This is a genomic window from Acidobacteriota bacterium, assembly GCA_018001935.1.
Taxonomy (GTDB): Bacteria; Acidobacteriota; JAAYUB01; order JAAYUB01; family JAAYUB01; genus JAGNHB01.
Map to the genome: position 1 here is coordinate 23,129 of JAGNHB010000017.1, position 21,863 is coordinate 44,991.

Consider the following 21,863-nt stretch of genomic DNA (forward strand, 5'->3'; position numbering starts at 1 on the left):
CGGCGCGCGGGGGAGGAGAATCATTATAACTACCTTTTCTACAAACATTTCACCCCTGACGGGGTGAGGACGCAGAGGGCATGATCCCGGCGGGGTGGAGACGCGGCAGGCACGCCCCACACGGGATGAGGACGCAGAGGGCATGATCCCGGCGGGGTGGAGACGCGGCAGGCACGCCCCACACGGGATGAGGACGCGGCAGGCACGATCCCGGTGGGTCGGGACGCGGCGGGCACGACCAATGCGCGGTGAAGACACGAAAGGCCACGATCCGCACGGAACAAAGGGGTGGCGAGGTCGATTCAGGATCAGGACACCCACCCATTGCCGAGGGGGGCGTTCCGTGCTCATGAAGCTTTCGCAAAAGCGTTGCCCATTCACGCAAGACAGAGGGGGCGATCTCTCGAAACGTCGGCCGGGATAGGTATTGCTTTCCCCTCTGAAACAAGGTAACGTTACCTGTTTTGACGGTCCCGGGTCGCCCGCCCCGCCGGCCGGCCCGGGGACCGCCCCATCCGACCGCACGGAGACGTCCATGAAGCGAATCATGACCGCGGCCGCGCCCCTGGTTCTCCTGGCCTGCCTGACCGCCGGGCTGGGCGCCCTGACACCGGACGAAGTCCGGCAGCACGACCTGCCCAACGGCCTGAAGGTGCTCCTGGTTCCCCGGCACAACATCCCCAGCGTCGCGCTGTACACCTTCTTCCGCGTCGGCTCGCGGAACGAGCGGGTCGGCCTGACGGGCGTGTCCCACTTCATCGAGCACATGATGTTCAACGGGTCGAAAAACGTGCCCCCCGGCGAGTTCGACCGGATCATGGAGTTCCACGGCGGGTCCAACAACGCCTACACCGGGGACGACATGACCGCCTACACCGACTGGTTCCCGCCCGAGGCCCTCGAGCCCATGATCCGAATCGAGGCCGACCGGATGCAGGGCCTGCGCTTCGACCCGAAGGTCCTGGAGTCCGAGCGGAGCGTGGTGGCCAACGAACGCCGGCTGACCACCGAGAACGACAACCGGAGCCTCCTCAACGAGCACCTCCGGGCCACCGCCATCATGGCGCACCCCTACCACTGGGACGTGATCGGGTGGATGAGCGACATCCTCTCCTGGCGCCGGGACGAGATCGTAGCCTACTACCGCACTTACTACGCCCCCAACAACGCCGTGCTGATCCTGGTGGGGGATTTCGATCCCGCCAGGGCCATCGGCCTGATCCGGAAGCACTTCGGGGCCATCCGGCGCGTCCCGCCCCCGCCGCCGGTTTCCACCGTGGAACCGCCCCAGATGGGCATCCGCCGCGTGGTTGTCCGGAAGCAGTCCCAGGCGCCGCTCCTGATGCTGGCCTTCCGGGGCGTCGCCTGCACGGACAAGGACTTCCCCGCCCTCCAGGCGCTCGAATCCGCCCTCCTGGACGGGGAGAGCAGCCGCCTCTACCGCCGCCTGGTCTGGCAGGAGCAGTCCGCCCTGTCGGTTCGGGGCGGCATCGAGGAGAACCTCGACCCCTACCTCTTCACCATCGTCGTCCAGCCCAAACCCGGCGCCGACCTGGCCCTCGTCGAGCGGCAGGTCCTCGAGGAGATCGAGAAGGTGCGCACGGACGGCGTGTCGGAGCGGGAAGTCCAGAAGGCCGTCAACGGCATCCGCTCGGCCCACTACCGGCGGCTCCAGAGCCAGGCCGACATCGCCAACGCCCTGGGGAGGGCGGAACTGCTCCACGGCGACTGGAAGAAGCTCTTCGATTTTTCCGCCCGGTACGACAAGCTCGGGCCCGAAGCCGTCCGCGGGGCCGCGGCCCGGTACCTGGTGGAGGACGCCCTGACGGTGGGCACGCTGATCCCCAAGGAGAACTGACCATGAAGAAGACCGCGAGCCTCTCCGCCCTTGCCCTCCTCGCCACCTTCACCCTCCGGGCCGGCGAGTTCCGCCTGCCCCCCCCGGAGGTCTTCACCCTCGACAACGGGATGACCGTGCTCTACCGCCTCGACCGGACCGCCCCCCTGGTCAGCTTCCAGGCCATCCTCGGCGGCGCGGGGACGGCGGACGAGCCCCAGGGGAAGGAGGGCGTCGCCGGCCTGACCGCGGACCTGCTGCTCAAGGGGTGCGGCGGGAAGAGCGCCCAGGCCGTGGCGGAGGCCATCGACTTCATGGGGGCGTCCCTCACGATGAGCTCCGACGCCGAAAGTGCCCAGATGAGCGGCCTGTGCCTCCGGGAACACTTCCCCGTCCTGCTCGACCTCGCGTCCGCCGCCCTGACCACCCCCGATCTCCCCGCCGACGAGTTCGAGCGGGAGCGGGCCCGGCGCCGGGAGTCCTTCAAATCCCTCAAGGACGACGCCCACGCCGCCATCCGGCCCTACTTCATGAAGGCCTACTTCGCCGGGCACCCCCTCGGCCGCCTCGCCCTGGGCACCGAGGCCTCTCTCGGCGCGCTCGGGCCCGACGACGTCAAGGCGTTCTACAAGGCCTGCTACCGGCCCGACCGGATGATTCTCTGCGTGGTGGGCGACATTTCCCCGGACGACCTGAAGGCGGCCCTCGGGAGAACCCTGGGGACCTGGGCCCGGCCCGCCGCCCCCGCCGGGGCGCCGAGCCTCCCCGAGTTCCCGAAACCGTCCGGACGCCGGCTCCTGCTGGTGGACAAGCCGGACCTCAACCAGAGCTTCTTCATCCTGGGCGGGCCCGGCTTCGCCTTCGGCGACCCCGTGGAACCCCGTGCGCAGGTCTTCAACACCCTGTTCGGCGACCGCTTCACGTCCTGGCTCAACACCGAGCTTCGCATCAAGCGCGGCCTCACCTACGGCGCCGGCAGCGCATTCCAGGGCTGGCGCAACGGCGGTCTCTTCACCATCGCCTCCTACACGAAAAACGAGGACCTCGGCACGATGCTGGACATCACCCTCGACCTGATGAAGAAGGCGCGGGAGCAGGGCTTCGCCGCCGCCGACGTGGAGAGCGCCCGGAACTACATCCGGGGGCAGACCCCCCTGGACCTCGAGACCGCCGGCCAGCAGGCCGACGCCTACGCCCAGCTCCGCTTCTACGGGATCGGCTGGGATTACTTCGACCGCTTCCTCGCGGAAGTGTCCCGGGTGACGCCGGCCGCCGTCGCCGACGCGGCGAAGCGGCTGGTCCCCTCGGAGGACTTCACCCTGGTGGTGCTGGGCAAGGCGGAGGCGGTCCTGCCGATCCTGGAGAAATACGGCAAGTTCGAGGTCCGCAAGATCTCCGACCCGGGCTTCTGAAAGTACGCGCCGCCTGCCGGGCGGCGCTTTGTCTTTCCCCTTGGCGCCTTCCGGCAGAAGGCGCCTACCGTACGCGCCGCCTGCCGGGCGGCGCTTTGTCTTTCCCTGGCGCCTTCCGGCAGAAGGCGCCTACTGTACGCGCCGCCTGCCGGGCGGCGCTTTGTCTTTCCCTGGCGCCTTCCGGCAGAAGGCGCCTACCGTACCCGCCGCCTGCCGGGCGGCGCACGTTCTCCCCCCCGGGGACGGCGATCACCTTCGTGTGCAACCGCTGGACCCGGTCACCGGCGTGCACTTGGAGGAGATCCGTCTTTTGATATCTTTGGTTTCATGATCTGAAATGATTTCTTTCACACATCTTTTCTATTACAGGGCAAAGGAGAAAGCAAACCCGATAATCGTCTTGGCAAAACCAATACGCTGAGGGTGCTTCAGCCTACAGCCTAAACCCCTACAGCCTAAACCCCTACAGCCTACTTCAGTGCCCCCGGATCTCCGTCCAGGCCTTCGTCAGGGGGTCGAGAAAGCGGCCCACGTCATGGAAAAGCGGGTACTTCCCGAACCCCCCGCCGGGCGCGAAGAGGGTGGGGTGATCCCGCAGGTCCGGCGGGAGGAGCTTGAACGCCTCGGGGTTGGGCATGGCATAACAGATGAAGTTCATGTTGCGGGCCGAGACCTCGGGGCGGAGGAGGTAATTGATGAAGATCTCCACCTCCCTCGCGTTCTTCGAACTCCCGGGGATGCAGAAGTTGTCCACGAACATCTGGCACCCCTCCCGGGGGAAGGCCAACCTGAACCGCTTCGGGTCCTCCCGGCACAGCTTGACCCCCTCGCCGGACCACACCTGGGCGAGCCAGATCTCCCCCGAGCGGAGCATGTCCTTGAAGAGGGCGCTCTCGTACTTTCTAAGAAGCGGCTTCTGCTTCAGGAGCAGGGCCTTGGCCCGGGCGAGGTGGGCGGGGTCCGTGTCGTTGATGGAGTAACCGAGGAGCAGGTAGGCGACGGCGAAGACCGGCCGCATCTCGGCGACGAAGGTCATCCGTTCCCTGTAGGCGGGGTCCCAGAAGACCTTCCAGGAGTCCACCGGCTCCCGGACCTTGTCGGCGTTGTAGGCGATGGCCACGAGCCCCCACGCGTAGGGAACGTAGTACCGTCCGGAGGGGTCGAAGGAGAGGGCCCGGAAGCCGGGGTCCAGGTACCGGGCGTTGGGGATGTTCCCGAAGTCCAGCGGGCGCAGGTGCCCCTGCTTGATCATGATCTCCACGAAGTGGTCGCTGACCATCATCAGGTCCTCGGAGCAGGTGCCGGTGTCGAGCTTGGTGAGCAGTTCGTTGACGTCGCCGAAGTAGTCCATCACCACCTCGATCCCGGTCTCCTTCCGGAAATCCTCCAGGATCGACTCGTCGAAGTACTCCGAGTAGTTGGCGAAGTGGATCACCTTGTGCCGGGGGGCGGCCAGGCAGAGGAAGGCCACGAGCCCCGCGGTCAGGGTCAACAGGCCCCCCGTGACCCAGCGAAGCTTTCCCTCGAGCCGATCCCGCTTCAGGGCGAGGAGCCCCCCGCCGGCCACGGCGGCGCAGGTCACGAGGATCAGGAGGGTGGAGACCGCGTTGATGGACGGGTTGATCCCGTACTTGAGCATGGAGTAGACCTTCAGGGGGAAGGTGGTGAACCCGGCCCCCGTGGTGAAGAAGGTCACGACGAAGTCGTCGATGCTGAGGGCGAAGGCGAAGAGGGCCGCCGAGACGATGCCGGCGGAGATGTTGGGCAGGACCACGTCGAAGAAGGCCCGGACCGGCCTCGCCCCGAGGTCCAGCGCCGCGTGCTCGATCTCCCGGTCGAAGTTGAGGACCGACGTGAGCACGATGATGATGACGAAGGAGAGGCTGAAGGTGACGTGGGCGCAGGTGACGGAGAGGAGCCCCAGGGGGAGGCGGATCACCATGAACAGGATGAGCAGCGCCACGCCGAAGACGATCTCGGGGAGGATGATGGGGATGTGCACCAGGTTCCGGAGCAGCGCCCGCCCCCGGAACCGGCGGGCCCCGATCGCCAGGGCGGCCAGGGTGCCCAGAACGGTGGAGATGAGGGTGCTCAGGACCGCCACCAGGAGCGAGTTCCGGACGGAGATCCACAGGGAGGTGTCCCGGAAGGCCTTCCCGTACCATTCCACGGAGAACCCGCCCCACTGGGTGACGTTTTTCGACGCGTTGAACGAGAACAGGATGAGCAGGACGAGGGGCGTCAGGAGGAAGAGGAGCCCGGCGAAGAAGAGCACCCGGACCCAGGGGCTTTGGCCGATGCGGAGGTCGTTGCGCCCGGACACGGCGTCCCCCTAGCTCGTCGCCCAGCGGTCGGCGTAGCGGAGGTAGAGGTAGACGAAGACCATGATCACGGCGATCAGGACGGTGGAGAGGGCCGACCCCAGCGGCCAGTTCCGCGCCACGGTGAACTGGTCGGTGATGACGTTGCCGATGAGGACATGGTTCTTCCCGCCCAGCACCTCGGGGATGATGAAGCAGCCCAGCGTGGGCACGAAGCAGAAGATCACGCCGGCGAAGACCCCTGGCAGGGCGCAGGGGAGGGTGACCCGCAGGAAGGTCCGGACCCGGCCGGCGCCCAGGTCCATGGAAGCCTCGATCCAGGACATGTCCATCCGGTCGAGGGAAGCGAAGATGGGCAGCACCATGAACGGGAGGTTCCAGTAGAGGAAGCCCAGGTAGAGCGAGAAGTCGGAGCGACCGAGTCGCAGGGGGGCGTCCGTGAGCCCCAGGGCGCCCAGCACCGTGTTGATCCACCCGCTTTCGGCGAAGAGGACGGTCATGGCGTAGAGCCGGATCATGAGGTTCGTGAAGAAGGGCACGATGAGGAGGAAGAGGAGCACGTACCTGGCCCGGCCGGCCCCGAACGCCAGGAAATAGGCCATGGGGAAACCGGCCAGGAGCGTCAGGGCGGTGGCGAAGCCCGCCACGCCCAGCGACCGGACGAAAACGTTCAGGTAGAGCGGGTCGAAGGCGGCGCCGAAGTTCTTCAGCGTGAAGTCGAGCCGGACCCCGCCGTAGAGCTGGGGCTGGGACACGCTGAACACCCCGACGAGAAGCAGGGGGAGGACGAAGAAAACCGTCAGCCAGAAAAACGGCGGGAACAGGAGCGCCAGCCGGCGGCGGCCCTCGGGGTCCCTAGGCATGGATCACCCGCCCCGAGGTCCGGCTCCAGAGGACGTTGACCGCCTCCCCCGCCTCGAAGAACCCCTCCCCCAGGGCCGAAAGGTAGTTCTGGACGTTCACGGAGACGACGTCCCCCGTGTTCAGCCGGATGTCGAAGACCGTGGTCTCCCCCAGGTAGACCGACCCCAGGATCTCCCCCTGCAGGGCGTTCTCGTAGGGCTCCGGCGGGAGAAGGCTGAGCTTGAGGCGCTCCGGCCGGAGGCAGAAGAGGACCTTGTCCCCGGCGGCGGCCCCCCCGGGGACGCTGAGGGTGACGGGGCAGGCGTCGAACAGGTCGATCCGGCAGGACCCCTCGTCCGCCGACCGCACCGTGCCCGGGAAAAAGTTCATGGAGCCGATGAAGCCCGCCGTGAAGACCGTGTCGGGCGACTCGTAGATCCCCCGGGGCGTGCCGGCCTGCTCCACCCGGCCCGCGTTCATCACCGCCACCCGGTCGGCCAGGGCCAGCGCCTCGGTCTGGTTGTGGGTCACGTAGACGAAGGTGATGCCCACCTGCTTCTGGAGGTCTTTCAGCTCGCGGCGCATCTGCTCGGAGATCTTCTTGTCCAGGGCGCTCATGGGCTCGTCCAGCAGGAGAACGGACGGCTCGTTCACCAGGGCGCGCGCCAGGGCCACCCGCTGCTTCTGCCCGCCGGAGAGCTGGGAGGGCATCCGATCGTCGTAACCCGGGAGTTCCACCTGGGCGAGGGCCTTCGTCACCCGCTCCCGGATTTCCCCCTTCGGCTTTTTCCGGATCCGAAGCCCGTAGGCCACGTTGCCGTACACGTTCAGGTGGGGGAAGAGCGCGTAGTTCTGGAAGACCATGTTGACGTCGCGCCGGTAGGGCGGAAGCCTGGAAATGTCCTTTCCGTTCAGGAGGATTTCGCCGGCGTCCTGGTTTTCGAAGCCCGCGATCATCCGAAGGATGGTGCTCTTCCCGCAGCCGCTGGGCCCCAGGAGGCAGAAGAACTCCTGCTTCTCCAGGCGGAGGGAGACGCCGTCCACCGCCACCGTCTTCCCGTAACGCTTGGTCAGGTTGCGGATTTCGAGCATTTTCCTCCCCATCGAACCCGGGTGGATCGGATTATAACCACGAACCCCGCGAACCACACGAAAAAATCCGGCTCGCCGTCATCGTGCTGCGTCTAAATGGACGGCCGAACTGGGAAAGCAATCCAGCACCTGCTTGTCCAGGGTGACCAGACGGGTCTTCGAAGCAATAGCCAACGCGACGAACTCGCAGTCATAGGCGGTGCATCCCGATCTCGCGGCCAGATCCAGGACTGCCCTTGAGGCCACCGGGTATTCCGAATTCCGCATCAGGGCCTCGGCATCCTCCATGACTTCCTGGGCCTCCTCCAAGCTCAACCCGCCCCGGCGCACGTAATGGCTCAGGACGTTCCGAAACTCGCTTCGCCATAGCAACGGGGCGATCCAATCGCCGTCAAATCGCCGCAGGGCCTCGGCGGACCGGGCATGTTCTCCCGCCAGTAGAAGAGCCGCGATGACGTTGGTATCGACCACGATCACGCTCGCCCCTCCCGCTTGGCTTGGGTGATTTCATCGTCCGAGAGCGGAAGCGACGCCGTCCGCTCTCGCCAGTGCCTGGCCTTGACCAGGATCTCTTCTTCGGACCCGAAACCCGGACCTTCCGCTTTCTCGAGGCAGACGATGACCTCGCTGTTGAGGCTGCGACGATGTAGCCGGGCTCGTTCCTTGAGGCGTTCGTACAACTCCGGGGGCAGGTTTTTTATGGTGAGTGTAGGCATGTAAAAGCTCCCAAGCGAGAATACAACCATTTTGGTACCGAAGCGGAACCATGTCAACCCTTTTCCCCTTGATCGCCAGCCAATTGTGTTGCGTTCGCAAAAAGTCCTTTTCTCTCACAGAGGCACGGAGGCACAGAGAAATGCGAATCGTATTTAATAGAATCAACAATCGTTACGATTCTTCTCCGTACCTCTGTGCCTCTGTGAGATCACAACCAAGACTTTTTGGACTGCTTTCTGAACAACCTGCCGAAAAAGCCCAAGACCGTCTCCTCCATGCTCGAAGCGTACAAGCCAGAGCGGCGCCACGAGGTGTGGCGCCGCAATCCAAAAGCTCGAAGACTCGCTGCCGTAAGCTAAAGTCACTTCGCCGGCGGGATGATGGGGGCCGGCATCGTGGGCTTGACCGGGGCCGGTTTCGGGGCCGGGGTCACCACCGGGGCCGTGGACGGCGCGCCGGCGGGCGCGGCCGGCTTCGCGGCGATCTTGTCGGTCAGGAACGCCGAGAGGAGCCCGCCCAGGTTGTCGCCGCCCTGCACCAGGAAGTCGGGCGTCACCTTGATGTTGCCCATGGCGATCTGCTTGGCGATCTCGATGGCCGTGACGCCCTGGGCGCCCACGGCCTTGTTCTGCAGCTCGTAGGCCTTGGCGGTGGACTCGCCGATGGCCAGGATCTTGGCGCCCTCGGCCTCGCCCTTGGCCCGGATGCCGGCGGCCTCGCCCTGGGCTCTCAGCTTGATGCCCTCGGCGTCGCCCTCGGCGGTGCGGATGACCTTCTGCTTCATCTGCTCGGCGATCTTGACGCCGATCTCGGCCTCCACCAGGTTCTTCTGCTGGTCGGCCTCGGCCCGGGTCTTCTCGGTGGCGATGCGGGTCTGCTCGGCCTTCTGCATCTCCTGGTACATGGCCAGCTGCTGCTGGGCGATGATCTTCTTGGTCTGGGTGTCCATGAGTTCCTGGGGCAGCTTGATCTGGCAGATCAGGACGGAGACGCACTCCACGTGGTAGCGCTCCAGCTCGGCCCTCGCCCGTTCCTCTGCCTTCTTCTGCTCCTCCTGGCGGTCCTGGAGGAAGTTCATGGCGGAGGTGGAGGAAGACTGGTTGCGGAAGGAGGAGTCGATCATGGGGTGGATGACGTGCATGATGAGGTTCTGGATGGAGCCGATCTTGGCCACCATGTAGGGGGCCTGGTCCGGCCGCACCCGGACGATGACCTTGACGGAGACGTGGATTTCGAACCCGTCCCGGGAGACGATCCGCAGGGGGTCGAAATTGGTCTGCTTGGAGTCGTCCCAGTCCACGGAGATGTTGGTGGTGTCCACGATGTAGACGATGTAGGCCCGCCGGTTCAGGTAGTAGATGCCGGGCCCGGCCACCTCCTGCTGGATGCCCCGGAAGCCCTTGGGCACCACGTAGCGCTCGATCCCGAGGTTCAGGCGCTCCTCCAGCGGCTGGGCGGTGCCCGCCGCCCCCCCCGATTCCCGCCGGGCCACGGCGTCGACCAACTCCTTCACCTGGTGGGGCTCCTCGCCCACGTTGGAGACCACCACGGCCACCTGGCCGCGCTCCACCACCGCCACGTCGTCCATCTCCACGTGGAACATGAGGGTGTTCACGTAATAAGTGCCCGGCTTGAGGACGTCGAACTGCGGACCGCGTTGTCCCCCGGCAGCCAGGAACCTCGAGGCGTCCTGGTAGTCCGCATGCCCCTGCACGGCCTTGGCCACGTACTCCTTTTCGGGGAGGGGTTCCCCGTCCAGCGCCGTCACGAGGCCGATCTTGTTGGGCGGGATGATGGTGGCCGCGCGGATGTCCACCCGGAAGAGGTCCGTGTTGACCCGGTAGGTCCCGGGAAGGAGCACCTCGATCTGGGGCCCTTTCTGCCCCCCGTTCTCCAGGAAGGCCTCGCCGTTCTCGAAGGTGTTGTGCCCCGTGACCTTGTGGGCCAGCAGGCGGCCGGCGGGGATCGGGACCCCGTCCGTGGCGGTCACCAGGCCGACGAAGCCCTTGTCGATGCTGATCGCCGGCACCTTGCGCACGATGAAGAGGGCGGGGTTGATGCGGTAGTTCCCGGGGGGCAGGATCTCGATCTGGGGCCCCTTCTGGCCGCCGTTGGTCAGGAAGGCCTCGCCGTCCTGGAAGGCGTTGTGTCCCGGCGCCACCCGGGCGAAGATGCGCCCCGGCGGGATGGGGTCGCCATCGATGGACTCCACCAGGCCCACCTCGCTCTCCTCGATGACGGTGAAGGGGCGCTTGCGGGCCTTGTAGAGGAACGGGATCACGAAGTGGAGGCCGGGCCCCAGGGTCCTCGCCTGGATGCCGACCTCGTCGGCCATGGCCATGACGCGCCCCTGGGGCATGTTCCGGCCCAGGTACTTGCGCTCCAGGATGGCGATCTCCGTCCCGCCCACCACCACGATCGCCTTGACGACGACGATGAGGAACAGGAGCAATCCGCCCAGGGCCCAGTAGATCATGTGCGGGTTCGCGGCGAAGTATTCCGGCATGGGGTGCCTCCTTCGGGGGAAAACTGGTGTCATTTTATCCCACAAGAAAGAACCCCGCAAGGGGTACCCCTTGAAGACGCGCTGAATTCGGCGGAGAGGGGCGGGGGCGGAAAGGTTTTGGGCGCACGGCTTCCCGGGGCGGCGCCGCGGACGCCCGTCACGGTTCCCGAGACGCTTGTGTATCGCCGGCGTCCGCGGCTTGCCCCGGGCTGAAACGCCTTTCCCCTTCGGGGAAAGAGGGCGGGGGGGGCACAAATCAAATTGGGAGAGGACGTTCGTGGAACCTAACCGGGTTCGAGAACCTGTTGGTCAAGCCGCAGCCGGTGAAGCGGCGAAAAACCTGGCGATGGGGACAGCGATAGCAGCGATGGCGATACCGATACCGATACCAATACCGAAGTGAGGAGTCAGAACAGGGGAACCGGCCGGAAGCCCACGGCGTCGGCGCTGGCCAGGACGTAACGGACCCCGTCCCTGGGGCCCTGGAACGCCCCGGCGATGGACGGGCCGTGGAGGTGCCCGTAGACGCAGACGGCCCCCGGCCACTTCCGGATCTGTTCCGAGAACCCGCTGGGCTCGAAACGGTCGTTCCAGGGGGGGTAGTGCAGCGCGATGACCAGCCGCTTCCACGAGACCTTCCCGAGGCCGGCCAGCGAGGCCTCCAGGCGGAGGACCTCCCGCCGGTAGATCTTCTCGTCCCCGGCGGTGAACCCCTCGCGCTCGCCGCCCTCCGGGGGCTCCGTCCCGGGGCAGGTCCAGGCGCGGGTCCCCGCCACCGCCACGTCCCCGACCACCACCGGCGCCCCCTGCAGAAGGGCGGTGGAAGGCCCCAGGACCGCCCGGATCTTCGACGCGGACTCCCACCAGTAGTCGTGGTTGCCCTTGAGCAGGACCTTCCGGCCCGGCAGGGACTCGACCCAGGCGAGGTCGGGGAGGGCGTCGGCCAGGCGCATGGCCCAGGAGATGTCCCCGGGGACCACCACCAGGTCGTCGGGGCCGACGACGGAGCGCCAGTTCTCCGCCATCACGCGGGCGTGGTCGCGCCAGGCCTCCCCGAAGATGTCCATGGGCTTGGGGTCCGAAAACGACAGGTGCAGGTCGCCGAGGGCAAAGACGTTCATGCGCAGCTCCCGGGCGGCGGAAAACGGCCGGCCCGGGGCATCATACCAGACGGGGGCCGCGGGGAACAGGGGGGTGTTGGGTGAACGAACTGACCGGCTCCCGCCGGCCGCGAAAACGAGCCGGGGCCCTGGCGGAAAACGGAAAAATCTTGGAAGGAGGGGCGCTTTGTGTTGAAATAGCCGCACGGCGCCGGACGGCCCGTGAACCCCTTGATCGAGGAGCCCGCCATGACGGCCCTGCAGCTCGTGGCATCCATCGCCAACCTGCTTGCCCTCTTCATGATCCTCTCCTTCCTCCGACGGGAGCGGCTCAAGGAGAAATACTCGCTGCTGTGGCTCCTGTGCATCGTCGTCGCCGAGGTCCTCATCCTCTCCTATCACTGGATCGACCGCTTCGCCGCGTGGATGGGCGTCTTCTACCCGCCGTCCCTGATCTTCTTCCTGGCCATCCTGTTCCTCTTCGTCATGGTGCTCCACCTGACCCTGGTGGTCTCGAAACAGAACAAGCAGATCCAGATCCTGGCCCAGCAACTCGCGCTCCTGGAGGCGCGGGTGTCGCCCGGGACGCCGCCTTCGATCACGGGGGACCCAAAGGACATAGAGGACCTGCGCTCTTCCCGGGACGTCGCCCGGTAACCGTGGTCTCGAAAGGCAACCGGGATCGTACCCGCCGCGTCATCACCCCGTGTGGGGCGTGCCTGCCGCGTCCCCACCCCGCCGGGATCGTACCCGCCGCGTCTTCACCCCGTCAGGATCGTACCCGCCGCGCCCTCGCCCCGCCGGGATCGTACCCGCCGCGTCTTCACCCCGTCAGGATCGTACCCGCCGCGCCCTCGCCCCGCCGGGATCATGCCCTCTGCGCCTTCACCCCGTTAGGGGTGAAATGTTTGTAGAAAAGGCAGTTATAGAGATTGTTTTCCCCCGCGCGCCGCCGGTCCGGGAGGGTGCTCCGGAGCACGGTTTACCCCCGGCGGCGCGCGGGGGAAACGATTTCCGGCACCCCTCCGGGGTGCGGCGGGTTTATGGGGCTCCGACCGGTGGGAGTTCGCCTCTCCAGGGGAACTACGGTATCGGTATCGGTATCGCTCTCGGTCTCGCTATCGCCCTCGCCCTCGCTCTCCCCCTTTCTCCCCGGCCCGATCAGTCGGAAAGACGGCGCTCCGGCGACCTGCGCGCCTTGCTCCTGGGGTTTGTCAAAAAGCGGCGCTCCGTCAGACCTCCGCGCCGCACTCCCCAGGACACCCCCACCGTCACTCCGGCGGCCTGCGCGCCGCACTCCCCATCGGTCCATTCAGATTCAACTGGCGGGGTTCGGGCATGCGCCAGGTGGGGGCGTTCTTCATCCCCGCCAGGGGATGAATCTGTGTAGAACCGGCGGGGGTTTCGGTCTGTTCCCGTCCCGCACCCAACGGGAAGGGTGAGCGCCCCCATAAAAAAACCGGCGCCACGGGGCGCCGGTTCGGGATTCAACGCGTTGGGGACGATCAGGCCTCGTCGTCCTCGAAGGCGGCGTCCAGGCCGTCGAGCCCCTCGTCACCCTCGAAGTCGTCGTCGGCGTCCATGTCGGCGACGAGGTCCATGCCCATCTCCTCCAAGTCGATCATGTCGGGCTCGTCTTCCTTGACCTCCTCGTAGTGCTCCTCGGTGAGGATCCGGAACTGGCGGTAACGCTTGAACCCGGTCCCCGCGGGGATGAGGCGGCCCATGATGACGTTCTCCTTGAGCCCCATGAGACGGTCCACGCGGCCGGCGATGGAGGCCTCGGTGAGGACCCGGGTGGTCTCCTGGAAGGAGGCCGCGGAGATGAAGGAGTCGGTGGACAGGGAGGACTTGGTGATCCCGAGGAGGAGCGGCCGCCCGATGGCGGGCTGCCGGCCTTCCCGGACCATCCGCTCGTTCTCTTCCTGGAAGCGGAACTTGTCCACCTGCTGCTCGTAGTAGAAGTCGGTGTCGCCCACGTTCTCCACGCGGATCCAGCGCATCATCTGCCGGATGATGACCTCGATGTGCTTGTCGTTGATCTGGACGCCCTGCAGGCGGTAGACCTCCTGGATCTCGTTGAGGAGGTACTTCTGCAGTTCCTTCTCGCCCAGGACGTTGAGAATGTCGTGGGGGTTGATGGGCCCGTTGACCAGGGCCGTGCCGGCCTTGATCTCCTCACCTTCCTGGACGGTGATGTGGGCGCCGCGGGGCACGAAGTACTCCCGCTCGTCGCCGTGCGGGGTGCGGATGATGATCTTGCGCTGGCCGCGGACGATGCCGCCGAAGTGGACCTTGCCGTCCACCTGGGTGATGACGGCGGGGTTCTTGGGCTTGCGGGCCTCGAAGAGTTCCACGACCCGCGGCAGGCCGCCGGTGATGTCCTTGGTCTTGGTGGATTCCTTGGGGATCTTGGCCAGGATGTCGCCCGCGCTCACCCGGTCGCCGTCGTTGGCCGCCAGGTGGGACTTGGACGGGAGCAGGTAGGCGTGGAGGACCTTCCCCTCGTCGTCCAGGATCTCGATCTGGGGCTGCAGCTTCTCGTCGGACGAGTCGATGATGACCATGGTGGACTTCAGCGAGACCTCGTCCTTTTCCTCCTTGACCGTCTCGTCGGGCAGGATGTCCTTGAAGCGGACCGTGCCCGACGCCTCGGTGAGCAGCACCGTGGAGAAGGGGTCCCACTCCACGATCTTGGTGCCGGGCTCGATGATGTCGCCGTCCTTGACCAGGATGCGGGCGCCGTAGACGACCGGGTAGCGTTCCTTGTCGCGCCCCTTCTCGTCCTCGATGATGATGTTCCCGCTGCGGTTCATGACCGTCAGGGTGCCCTGGGTGTTGACGATGTACTGGATCCCCCGGAAGGAGACCTTGCCGGGGTTCTTGGTGACGATGGTGGACTGGGCCTCGACCTTCGACGCCGTGCCGCCGATGTGGAAGGTCCGCATGGTGAGCTGGGTGCCCGGCTCGCCGATGGACTGGGCGGCGATGACCCCGGTGGCCTCGCCGAGCTCCACCAGCTTTCCGGTGCCCAGGTTGCGGCCGTAGCACTTGATGCAGACGCCCCGGGACGCCTTGCAGGTCAGCACCGACCGGATGTTGACGGTCTCGATGCCGGCGGACTGGAGCTGCCCGGCGAGGTACTCGGTGATCTCCTCGTTCCGGGAGACGATGTTCTCGCCGGTGATGGGATCCTGGATGTCCTCCAGGGCGACGCGGCCGACGATGCGGTCGCGCAGGGACTCGATGGTCTCGCCCCCTTCCACGATGGACTTGATCTCGACGCCGTCGAGGGTCCCGCAGTCCTCCATGCTGATGATGACGTCCTGGGCCACGTCCACGAGGCGCCGGGTCAGGTAGCCGGAGTCGGCGGTCTTCAGCGCCGTGTCCGCGAGGCCCTTGCGGGCGCCGTGGGTGGAGATGAAGTACTGCAGCACCGTCAGGCCTTCCCGGAAGTTGGAGGTGATGGGGGTCTCGATGATCTCGCCCGAGGGCTTGGCCATGAGGCCGCGCATCCCCGCGAGCTGGCGGATCTGCTGCTTGCTGCCGCGGGCGCCGGAAGCGGCCATGACGGCGATGGGGTTGAAGGCGCCGGTCTCGCGTTCCTTCTTCTCCATGGAAGTGAACATCTCGTCGGCCACGCGGTCGGTGACGTTGGACCAGATGTCGACGACCTTGTTGTAGCGCTCGCCGTTGGAGATCCGGCCTTCCAGGTACATGTTCTCGACGGCGATGACCTCCTTCTTGGCCCGGTCAACGAGCTTCTGCTTCTTCTCCGGGACGACCAGGTCCTCGAAGCCGATGGAGATGCCCGCCCGGGTGGCGTAGAGGAACCCGGTGTTCTTGAGGTCGTCCAGCAGCCGGATCGTGGTGTCCTGGGAGTGGTTGAGAATGCTGTAGTGGCAGAGGTTCTTGAGGCCTTCCTTCTTCAGGACGCCGTTGATGAACGGGACCTCGGCGGGGAGGCGGTCGTTGAAGATCACGCGGCCGACGGTGGTGTCCAGGTACTCGCTCTCCACCTCCCGGATCCCGGCCTCCATGATGTCCTGGTCGTTGTAGTAGCGGGCCAGGTCGATGAGCTGGCCGGAGTAGCGGAAGTAGATCGGCGTGTTCAGCTCGACGTGCCGGTTCTCGAGGGCGTAGACGACCTCCTCGACGGCGCCGAAGATCCGGCCGGCGCCCCTGGCGTGGGGCTTCACGCTGGTGAGGTAGTAGATCCCGAGCACCATGTCCTGGGACGGCACCGCGATGGGCCGGCCGCTGGCGGGCGACAGGATGTTGCGGCTCGACAGCATCAGGATGGCGGCCTCGAGCTGCGCCTCGGGCGACAGCGGGATGTGGACGGCCATCTGGTCGCCGTCGAAGTCGGCGTTGAACGCCGCGCACACCAGGGGGTGGATCTGGATGGCTTTCCCCTCGATGAGCACGGGCTCGAAGGCCTGGATCCCGAGCCGGTGAAGGGTGGGGGCGCGGTTGAGCAGCACCGGGTGCTCCTTGATGACCTCCTCCAGGATGTCCCAGACCACGGGGTGTTCCTGTTCCACCATCTCCTTGGCGCTCTTGACGGTCGGGGCGCACCCCATGATCTCGAGCCGCTGGTAGATGAAGGGTTTGAAGAGCTCCAGGGCCATCTTCTTGGGCAGGCCGCACTGGTGGAGCTTCAGCTCGGGGCCCACCACGATGACGGAGCGGCCCGAGTAGTCCACGCGCTTGCCCAGGAGGTTCTGGCGGAACCGGCCCTGCTTCCCCTTGAGGTTGTCGCTGAGGGACTTGAGGGGGCGGTTGTTGGACCCCCGGATCACCCGCCCGCGGCGCCCGTTGTCGAAGAGGGCGTCCACGGCTTCCTGGAGCATCCGCTTCTCGTTGCGAATGATGACCTCGGGCGCCCGGAGTTCCAGCAGCTTCTTCAGGCGGTTGTTGCGGTTGAGGACGCGCCGGTAGAGGTCGTTCAGGTCGGAGGTGGCGAAGCGGCCGCCGTCGAGGGGCACCAGGGGCCGAAGCTCGGGCGGGATGACCGGGACCACGGTCAGGATCATCCACTCGGGCCGGTTGCCCGACTTGCGGAAGGAGTCCACCACCTTGAGGCGCTTGGCGTACTTGGCCCGCTTCATGTGGGAGACCTCGACCTGCATCTTCTCCCGCAGGTCGTTCGCGAGCTGCTCCACGTCGATCCGGGAGAGCAGCTCCCGGATGGCCTCGGCGCCCATCCCGGCACGGAAATCGTCGCCGGTGTAGGATTTGCGGATCTCCCGGAACTTCTCCTCGTCCAGCAGGTCCTTCTCCTTGAGCCCCGTCTGCCCGGGCTCGATCACGACGTAGGACTCGAAGTACAGCACGCGCTCCAGGCTCTTGAGGGTCATGTCCAGGAGCTGCCCGATGCGGCTCGGCAGGCCCTTGAAGAACCAGACGTGGGAGCAGGGCGACGAGAGGACGATGTGCCCCATCCGTTCGCGCCGGACGCGGGAGTGGGTGACCTCCACGCCGCACTTGTCGCAGACGACCCCCTTGTACTTCATCCGCTTGTACTTCCCGCAGAGGCACTCCCAGTCGTTGACGGGGCCGAAGATCTTGGCGCAGAACAGGCCGTCCCGCTCCGGGCGGAACGTCCGGTAATTGATGGTTTCCGGTTTCTTGACTTCACCGTACGACCAGCTGATGATCTTTTCAGGCTTGGCCACCCCGAGGCGGATGCAATCGAAATCGGTGGTCAGGCGCCGCTTTTCATCTCGATAAAACGCTTGGCTCAAGGGAATTCTCCTTTATCGGGAAGTCGTCAGTCTTCGACGATCTTGATGAGCTCGACGTCGAGGCACAGGCTCTGCAGTTCGCGGACGAGCACGTTGAAGGATTCCGGGATGCCCGGGGTGTAAGAGGTCTTGTTCTTGACGATGGACTCGTAGATCTTGTTCCGCCCCTGGACGTCGTCGGACTTCACCGTCAGGAGTTCCTGCAGGATGTGGGCGGCGCCGTAGGCCTCCAGGGCCCAGACCTCCATCTCGCCGAAGCGCTGGCCGCCGAACTGGGCCTTCCCGCCCAGGGGCTGCTGGGTGATCAGGGAGTAGGGGCCGATGGAGCGGGCGTGGATCTTGTCGTCCACGAGGTGGGAGAGCTTCATCATGTAGATGTAGCCCACCGTCACCTTCTGCTCGAAGGGGTCCCCGGTCTTGCCGTCGTAGAGCACGGTCTTGCCGGTGGGGTCGAGCCCGGCCTTCACCAGCAGGTTGCGGATCTCGGTCTCGTGGGCGCCGTCGAAGACGGGCGTCGTGAACCGCAGGCCCAGCAGCTTGCCGGCCCACCCGAGGTGGGTTTCCAGGATCTGCCCCACGTTCATGCGGGACGGGACGCCGAGGGGGTTCAGGACGATCTCCACGGGGGTGCCGTCGGGAAGCCGGGGCATGTCCTCGGGCGGGAGGATCTTGGCGATGACGCCCTTGTTGCCGTGGCGGCCGGCCATCTTGTCGCCCACGGAGATCTTCCGCTTCATGGCGATGTAGACCTTGACCAGCTTGTTGACGCCGGGGGGCAGCTCGTCGCCTTTCTCCAGGGTGTCCTTCTTGTCCTCGAAGATCTCGGTGAGGACCTTGATCTTGTTGTTGAAGCGTTCCTCGATGAGGCGGATGTTCTGCATCATCTCGGGTCCGCCCTTCTCGGGCTTGAGGGCCTTCAGTTCGGCGAAGGGAAGGCGCTCGAGGTCCTGGGCCCTCATGGGCTCGCCTTTCTCGATGGAGACGTCCAGCGCCTTGTTCTTGTAGGCCTTGGCGAGGGTCTGCCCCTCGAACAGGTGCGCGATCAGCTTGTCCCGCTCCTCCCCGAGGATGCGCTTCTGCTCCTCGAGGTCGGACCGCATCTTCTCCACCTGGTCGTGCTCGATCTCCAGGGCCCGGAGGTCCTTGCTGACCCCCTTGCGGGTGAACATCTTGACGTCCACCACGATCCCCTCGATCCCCGGGGGGCACTTGAGGGAGTTGTCCTTGACGTCGCTCGCCTTGTCGCCGAAGATGGCGCGCAGGAGCTTTTCCTCGGGGGAGAGCTGGGTCTCGCTCTTGGGCGTGACCTTCCCCACCAGGATGCTCCCCGGCTTGACGGAGGCGCCGATCCGGATGACGCCGCTGTCGTCCAGGTCCTTGAGGGCCTTCTCGCTGACGTTGGGGATGTCGCGGGTGATCTCCTCGGACCCGAGCTTCGTCTCTCTCGCCTCGATCTCGAGTTCCTCGATGTGGATGGAGGTGTAGACGTCCTCCCGGACCAGCTTTTCGTTGATCAGGATCGCGTCCTCGAAGTTGTACCCGCCCCACGGCATGAAGGCCGCCAGGACGTTGCGGCCGAGGGCCAGTTCGCCGTCGTCGGTGCACTGGCCGTCGGCGATGACCTGGCCCTTGCGGACCCAGTTCCCCTTGCGGGCCAGGGGCTTCTGGTTGATGCAGGTGTTCTGGTTCGAGCGCTTGAACTTGTTGAGGGGGTAGATGTCGACGCCGGCTTCCTTGCCCTTGTACGACTCGTCCGGACCGCCCGTGACACGGACGATGATGCGCTGGGCGTCCACGCGGTCGATCACCCCGTCGCGCTCCGCCAGCACCACGGCCCCCGAGTCCCGGGCGGCGATGGCCTCCATGCCCGTTCCCACCAGGGGGGACTCGGTCACGAGCAGCGGGACCGCCTGGCGCTGCATGTTGGACCCCATGAGGGCGCGGTTGGCGTCGTCGTGCTCGAGGAAGGGGATGAGGGACGCGGCCACGCTCACCAGCTGCTTGGGGGAGACGTCGATGAAGTTCACGTCGTCCCGGTGGGCCAGGATGAAGTTCCCGCCTTTCCGGGCGTCGATGTGCTCGTCGGTGATGTAATTGTTGTCGTCCAGCTTGACCGAGGACTGGGCGATGACGAACTTCTCCTCGTTCCACGCGGTCATGTAGAAGGGCTGGATCTCGTAAAGCGCCGGGGTCTTCTTCTTTTTCCGCAAGGCGTCGTTGGCCTTGTCCGCCACGCGCTGCTCCACGGTCTGGCCGATCTTGAACTCGGTGTCGCCCCGGTCGATGATGCGGACGTAGTCGATGACCGTGCCGTTCTCCACCTTGCGGTAGGGGGACTCGATGAACCCGAACTCGTTGATCCGGGAGAAGCAGGACAGGGAACTGATCAGGCCGATGTTGGGGCCTTCCGGGGTCTCGATCGGGCACAGGCGGCCGTAGTGGCTGGTGTGCACGTCGCGGACCTCGAACCCGGCCCGCTCCCGGGAGAGACCGCCGGGGCCGAGGGCGGAGAGGCGCCGCTTGTGCGTGATCTCCGACAACGGGTTGGTCTGGTCCATGAACTGGGAGAGCTGGGAGGAACCGAAGAACTCCTTGAGGGCCGCCACGACCGGTTTCGAGTTGATCAGGTCGTGAGGCATCACCGAGGTCAGTTCCTGGTACACGGACATCTTTTCCTTGATCGCCCGCTCCATGCGGACCAGGCCGATCCGGAACTGGTTCTCCAGCAGTTCGCCCACGGCCCGGATGCGCCGGTTCCCCAGGTGGTCGATGTCGTCGGGCTCGCCGCGGCCCGTGGAGAGGAGCAGCAGGTACCGGAGGACGTCGATGAAGTCGCTGTGAAGGAGGATCCGCTGGTCGAGGGGGTCGCTCTTGTCCAGCTTGAGGTTGGACTTGAGCCGGCCCACGCGGGAGAGGTCGTAGCGTTTCGGGTCGAAGAACATCCCCTGGAACATGGCCGCGGCCACCTCCAGGGTCGGGGGATCGCCCGGCCGGAGCTTCTTGTAGAACTCGATCAGGGCGTCCTCCGCGTTGGAGATGGGGTCCTTCCGCAGGGTCTCGGAGACGGGCGGGCCGCTGGGGTCGAACTCGGGGAAGCAGACGTTGACCTGGGCGATGCCGTTCCGGATCAGTTCGTTGATCAGGGTGGCGTTGACGGGCCGGTTGGCCTCCCCCACGATCTCGCCGGTTTCCATGTTGATGATGTCGTTGAGCAGGATCGCCCCGTGGAGGTCGTCGGAGTTCAGGTAGAGCTCCTGGTACCCCGCGTCCCGGAGGTCCTCCAGGTGGCCGATGTTGAACCGCTCGCCCATCTTGTAGATGACGTCGGTGCTGTCGTCGGGGTGGACCAGGCTCTGGCGGAGCTTGCACCCCACCAGGGTCTCGTCGAGTTGCCGGATGATCTTGCCGTCCTTGAGCTGGAGCGGGATCGGGGTGTAGAACAGGTTCAGGATCTCCTCGTCGGTCTGGTAGCCCAGGGCGCGGAGGAAGATGGTGGCCAGGAGCTTGCGCTTGCGGTCGATGCGGATGGTGAGGATGTTCTTGTAGTCGAACTCGAACTCCACCCAGGACCCGCGGTAGGGGATGATCTTCCCGAGGAAGTAGTGCTTTTCGGGCTCCGTCTCGAAGAAGACCCCGGGGGAGCGGTGGAGCTGGCTGACGATCACCCGCTCGGTCCCGTTGATGATGAAGGTCCCGCGGGTGGTCATCAGGGGGATCTCCCCGAAGAAGACTTCCTGCTCCTTGACGTCGCGGATGGTCTTGGACTTCGTTTCCTCGTCCACGTCCCACAGCACCAGACGGACGGTGACCTTGAGGGGGACGGAGTAGTTCATGCCCCGGTCGATGCACTCCTCGATGCCGTACTTGATCTTCAGCTCCACCGGGTCGCCGCAGGCCTCGCACCGGGAGTACCGGTTCTCGTTGCGCGCCCCGCACTGCGGGCAGATGATGTGGCCGAGGTGCTGCGGGTTGGTGACGATGGGAGACCCGCATTCCGCGCAGACGGAGCGGAGGTGCTCGATGCCGACCAGCGCGCCGCACTTGCACTCCCAGTTGCCCAGGGTGTAGCTCACGAATTCCAGCGAAGCGGCACCGCGGAAGTCCTCGATGGGGAAGATGGAGTTGAACACGGCCTGGATGCCGATGTCCTCCCGCTCCTGGGGGAGCAGGTCCATCTGGAGGAACGTGGTGTACGACTTCATCTGGATTTCGAGCAGGTTCGGGATGGGGACGGAAGTCGTGATCTTTCCGAAATTATACCTTTCGCTGACAGGCGTTTGACTAGTCG

Annotated in this window: 12 protein-coding genes; 3 read left to right on the forward strand and 9 right to left on the reverse strand. The window is 65.7% G+C overall.

Annotated elements, in window-relative coordinates; translation table 11 throughout:
• The first annotated feature begins 535 nt into the window (after positions 1-535).
• Both KA419_08820 and KA419_08825 read left to right on the forward strand, forming a co-directional pair.
• Entirely contained in the window at positions 536-1,858 is a 1,323-nt protein-coding gene (locus tag KA419_08820) for an insulinase family protein (GenBank protein MBP7866042.1), read from the forward strand.
• Between the two features lie 2 nt (positions 1,859-1,860).
• On the forward strand, positions 1,861-3,249 hold the full coding sequence (locus KA419_08825) for an insulinase family protein (GenBank protein MBP7866043.1): 1,389 nt from the start codon (positions 1,861-1,863) through the stop codon (positions 3,247-3,249).
• A gap of 475 nt (positions 3,250-3,724) precedes the next feature.
• On the opposite strand, the gene KA419_08830 is transcribed toward KA419_08825, so the two are convergent.
• The 7 genes from KA419_08830 to KA419_08860 all read right to left on the reverse strand — a co-directional run bounded on the left by KA419_08830 (position 3,725) and on the right by KA419_08860 (position 11,849).
• Positions 3,725-5,572, reverse strand: a complete 1,848-nt coding sequence (locus KA419_08830; protein MBP7866044.1) for an extracellular solute-binding protein — start codon at positions 5,570-5,572, stop codon at positions 3,725-3,727.
• A gap of 9 nt (positions 5,573-5,581) precedes the next feature.
• On the reverse strand, positions 5,582-6,433 hold the full coding sequence (locus KA419_08835) for an ABC transporter permease (GenBank protein MBP7866045.1): 852 nt from the start codon (positions 6,431-6,433) through the stop codon (positions 5,582-5,584).
• Positions 6,426-7,505, reverse strand: coding sequence for an ABC transporter ATP-binding protein (locus KA419_08840; GenBank protein MBP7866046.1), 1,080 nt, complete (start codon positions 7,503-7,505; stop codon positions 6,426-6,428). Before KA419_08840 ends, KA419_08835 begins: the two co-directional genes overlap by 8 nt.
• A gap of 78 nt (positions 7,506-7,583) precedes the next feature.
• Positions 7,584-7,982: a type II toxin-antitoxin system VapC family toxin gene (locus tag KA419_08845; GenBank protein ID MBP7866047.1), complete on the reverse strand. Its 399-nt coding sequence runs from the start codon at positions 7,980-7,982 to the stop codon at positions 7,584-7,586.
• A complete protein-coding gene (locus KA419_08850; protein MBP7866048.1) occupies positions 7,979-8,221 on the reverse strand; it encodes an Arc family DNA-binding protein in 243 nt (80 codons plus the stop codon). The genes KA419_08845 and KA419_08850 overlap by 4 nt, the downstream gene beginning before the upstream one ends.
• A 362-nt stretch (positions 8,222-8,583) precedes the next feature.
• A complete protein-coding gene (locus tag KA419_08855) occupies positions 8,584-10,698 on the reverse strand; it encodes a hypothetical protein (protein ID MBP7866049.1) in 2,115 nt (704 codons plus the stop codon).
• Positions 10,699-11,135: 437 nt separating this feature from the next.
• Positions 11,136-11,849, reverse strand: a complete 714-nt coding sequence (locus tag KA419_08860; protein MBP7866050.1) for a metallophosphoesterase — start codon at positions 11,847-11,849, stop codon at positions 11,136-11,138.
• Between the two features lie 201 nt (positions 11,850-12,050).
• Between KA419_08860 and KA419_08865 the strand changes: the two genes are divergently transcribed.
• On the forward strand, positions 12,051-12,485 hold the full coding sequence (locus KA419_08865) for a DUF2304 domain-containing protein (GenBank protein MBP7866051.1): 435 nt from the start codon (positions 12,051-12,053) through the stop codon (positions 12,483-12,485).
• A gap of 848 nt (positions 12,486-13,333) precedes the next feature.
• Here the strand turns inward: KA419_08865 and rpoC are convergent.
• On the reverse strand, positions 13,334-17,539 hold the full coding sequence (gene rpoC / locus KA419_08870) for a DNA-directed RNA polymerase subunit beta' (protein MBP7866052.1): 4,206 nt from the start codon (positions 17,537-17,539) through the stop codon (positions 13,334-13,336).
• Between the two features lie 62 nt (positions 17,540-17,601).
• Positions 17,602-21,750, reverse strand: coding sequence for a DNA-directed RNA polymerase subunit beta (gene rpoB / locus KA419_08875; GenBank protein ID MBP7866053.1), 4,149 nt, complete (start codon positions 21,748-21,750; stop codon positions 17,602-17,604).
• Positions 21,751-21,863: the final 113 nt, after the last annotated feature.

Excerpts from the sequence above, each read along its gene's own strand:
- rpoB (MBP7866053.1), bottom strand. The coding sequence starts at position 21,750 with ATGGACCTGCTCCCCCAGGAGCGGGAGGACATCGGCATCCAGGCCGTG.
- KA419_08855 (MBP7866049.1), bottom strand. The coding sequence starts at position 10,698 with ATGATCTACTGGGCCCTGGGCGGATTGCTCCTGTTCCTCATCGTCGTC.
- KA419_08840 (MBP7866046.1), bottom strand. The coding sequence starts at position 7,505 with ATGCTCGAAATCCGCAACCTGACCAAGCGTTACGGGAAGACGGTGGCG.
- KA419_08850 (MBP7866048.1), bottom strand. The coding sequence starts at position 8,221 with ATGCCTACACTCACCATAAAAAACCTGCCCCCGGAGTTGTACGAACGC.
- KA419_08860 (MBP7866050.1), bottom strand. The coding sequence starts at position 11,849 with ATGAACGTCTTTGCCCTCGGCGACCTGCACCTGTCGTTTTCGGACCCC.
- KA419_08835 (MBP7866045.1), bottom strand. The coding sequence starts at position 6,433 with ATGCCTAGGGACCCCGAGGGCCGCCGCCGGCTGGCGCTCCTGTTCCCG.
- KA419_08825 (MBP7866043.1), top strand. The coding sequence starts at position 1,861 with ATGAAGAAGACCGCGAGCCTCTCCGCCCTTGCCCTCCTCGCCACCTTC.
- KA419_08820 (MBP7866042.1), top strand. The coding sequence starts at position 536 with ATGAAGCGAATCATGACCGCGGCCGCGCCCCTGGTTCTCCTGGCCTGC.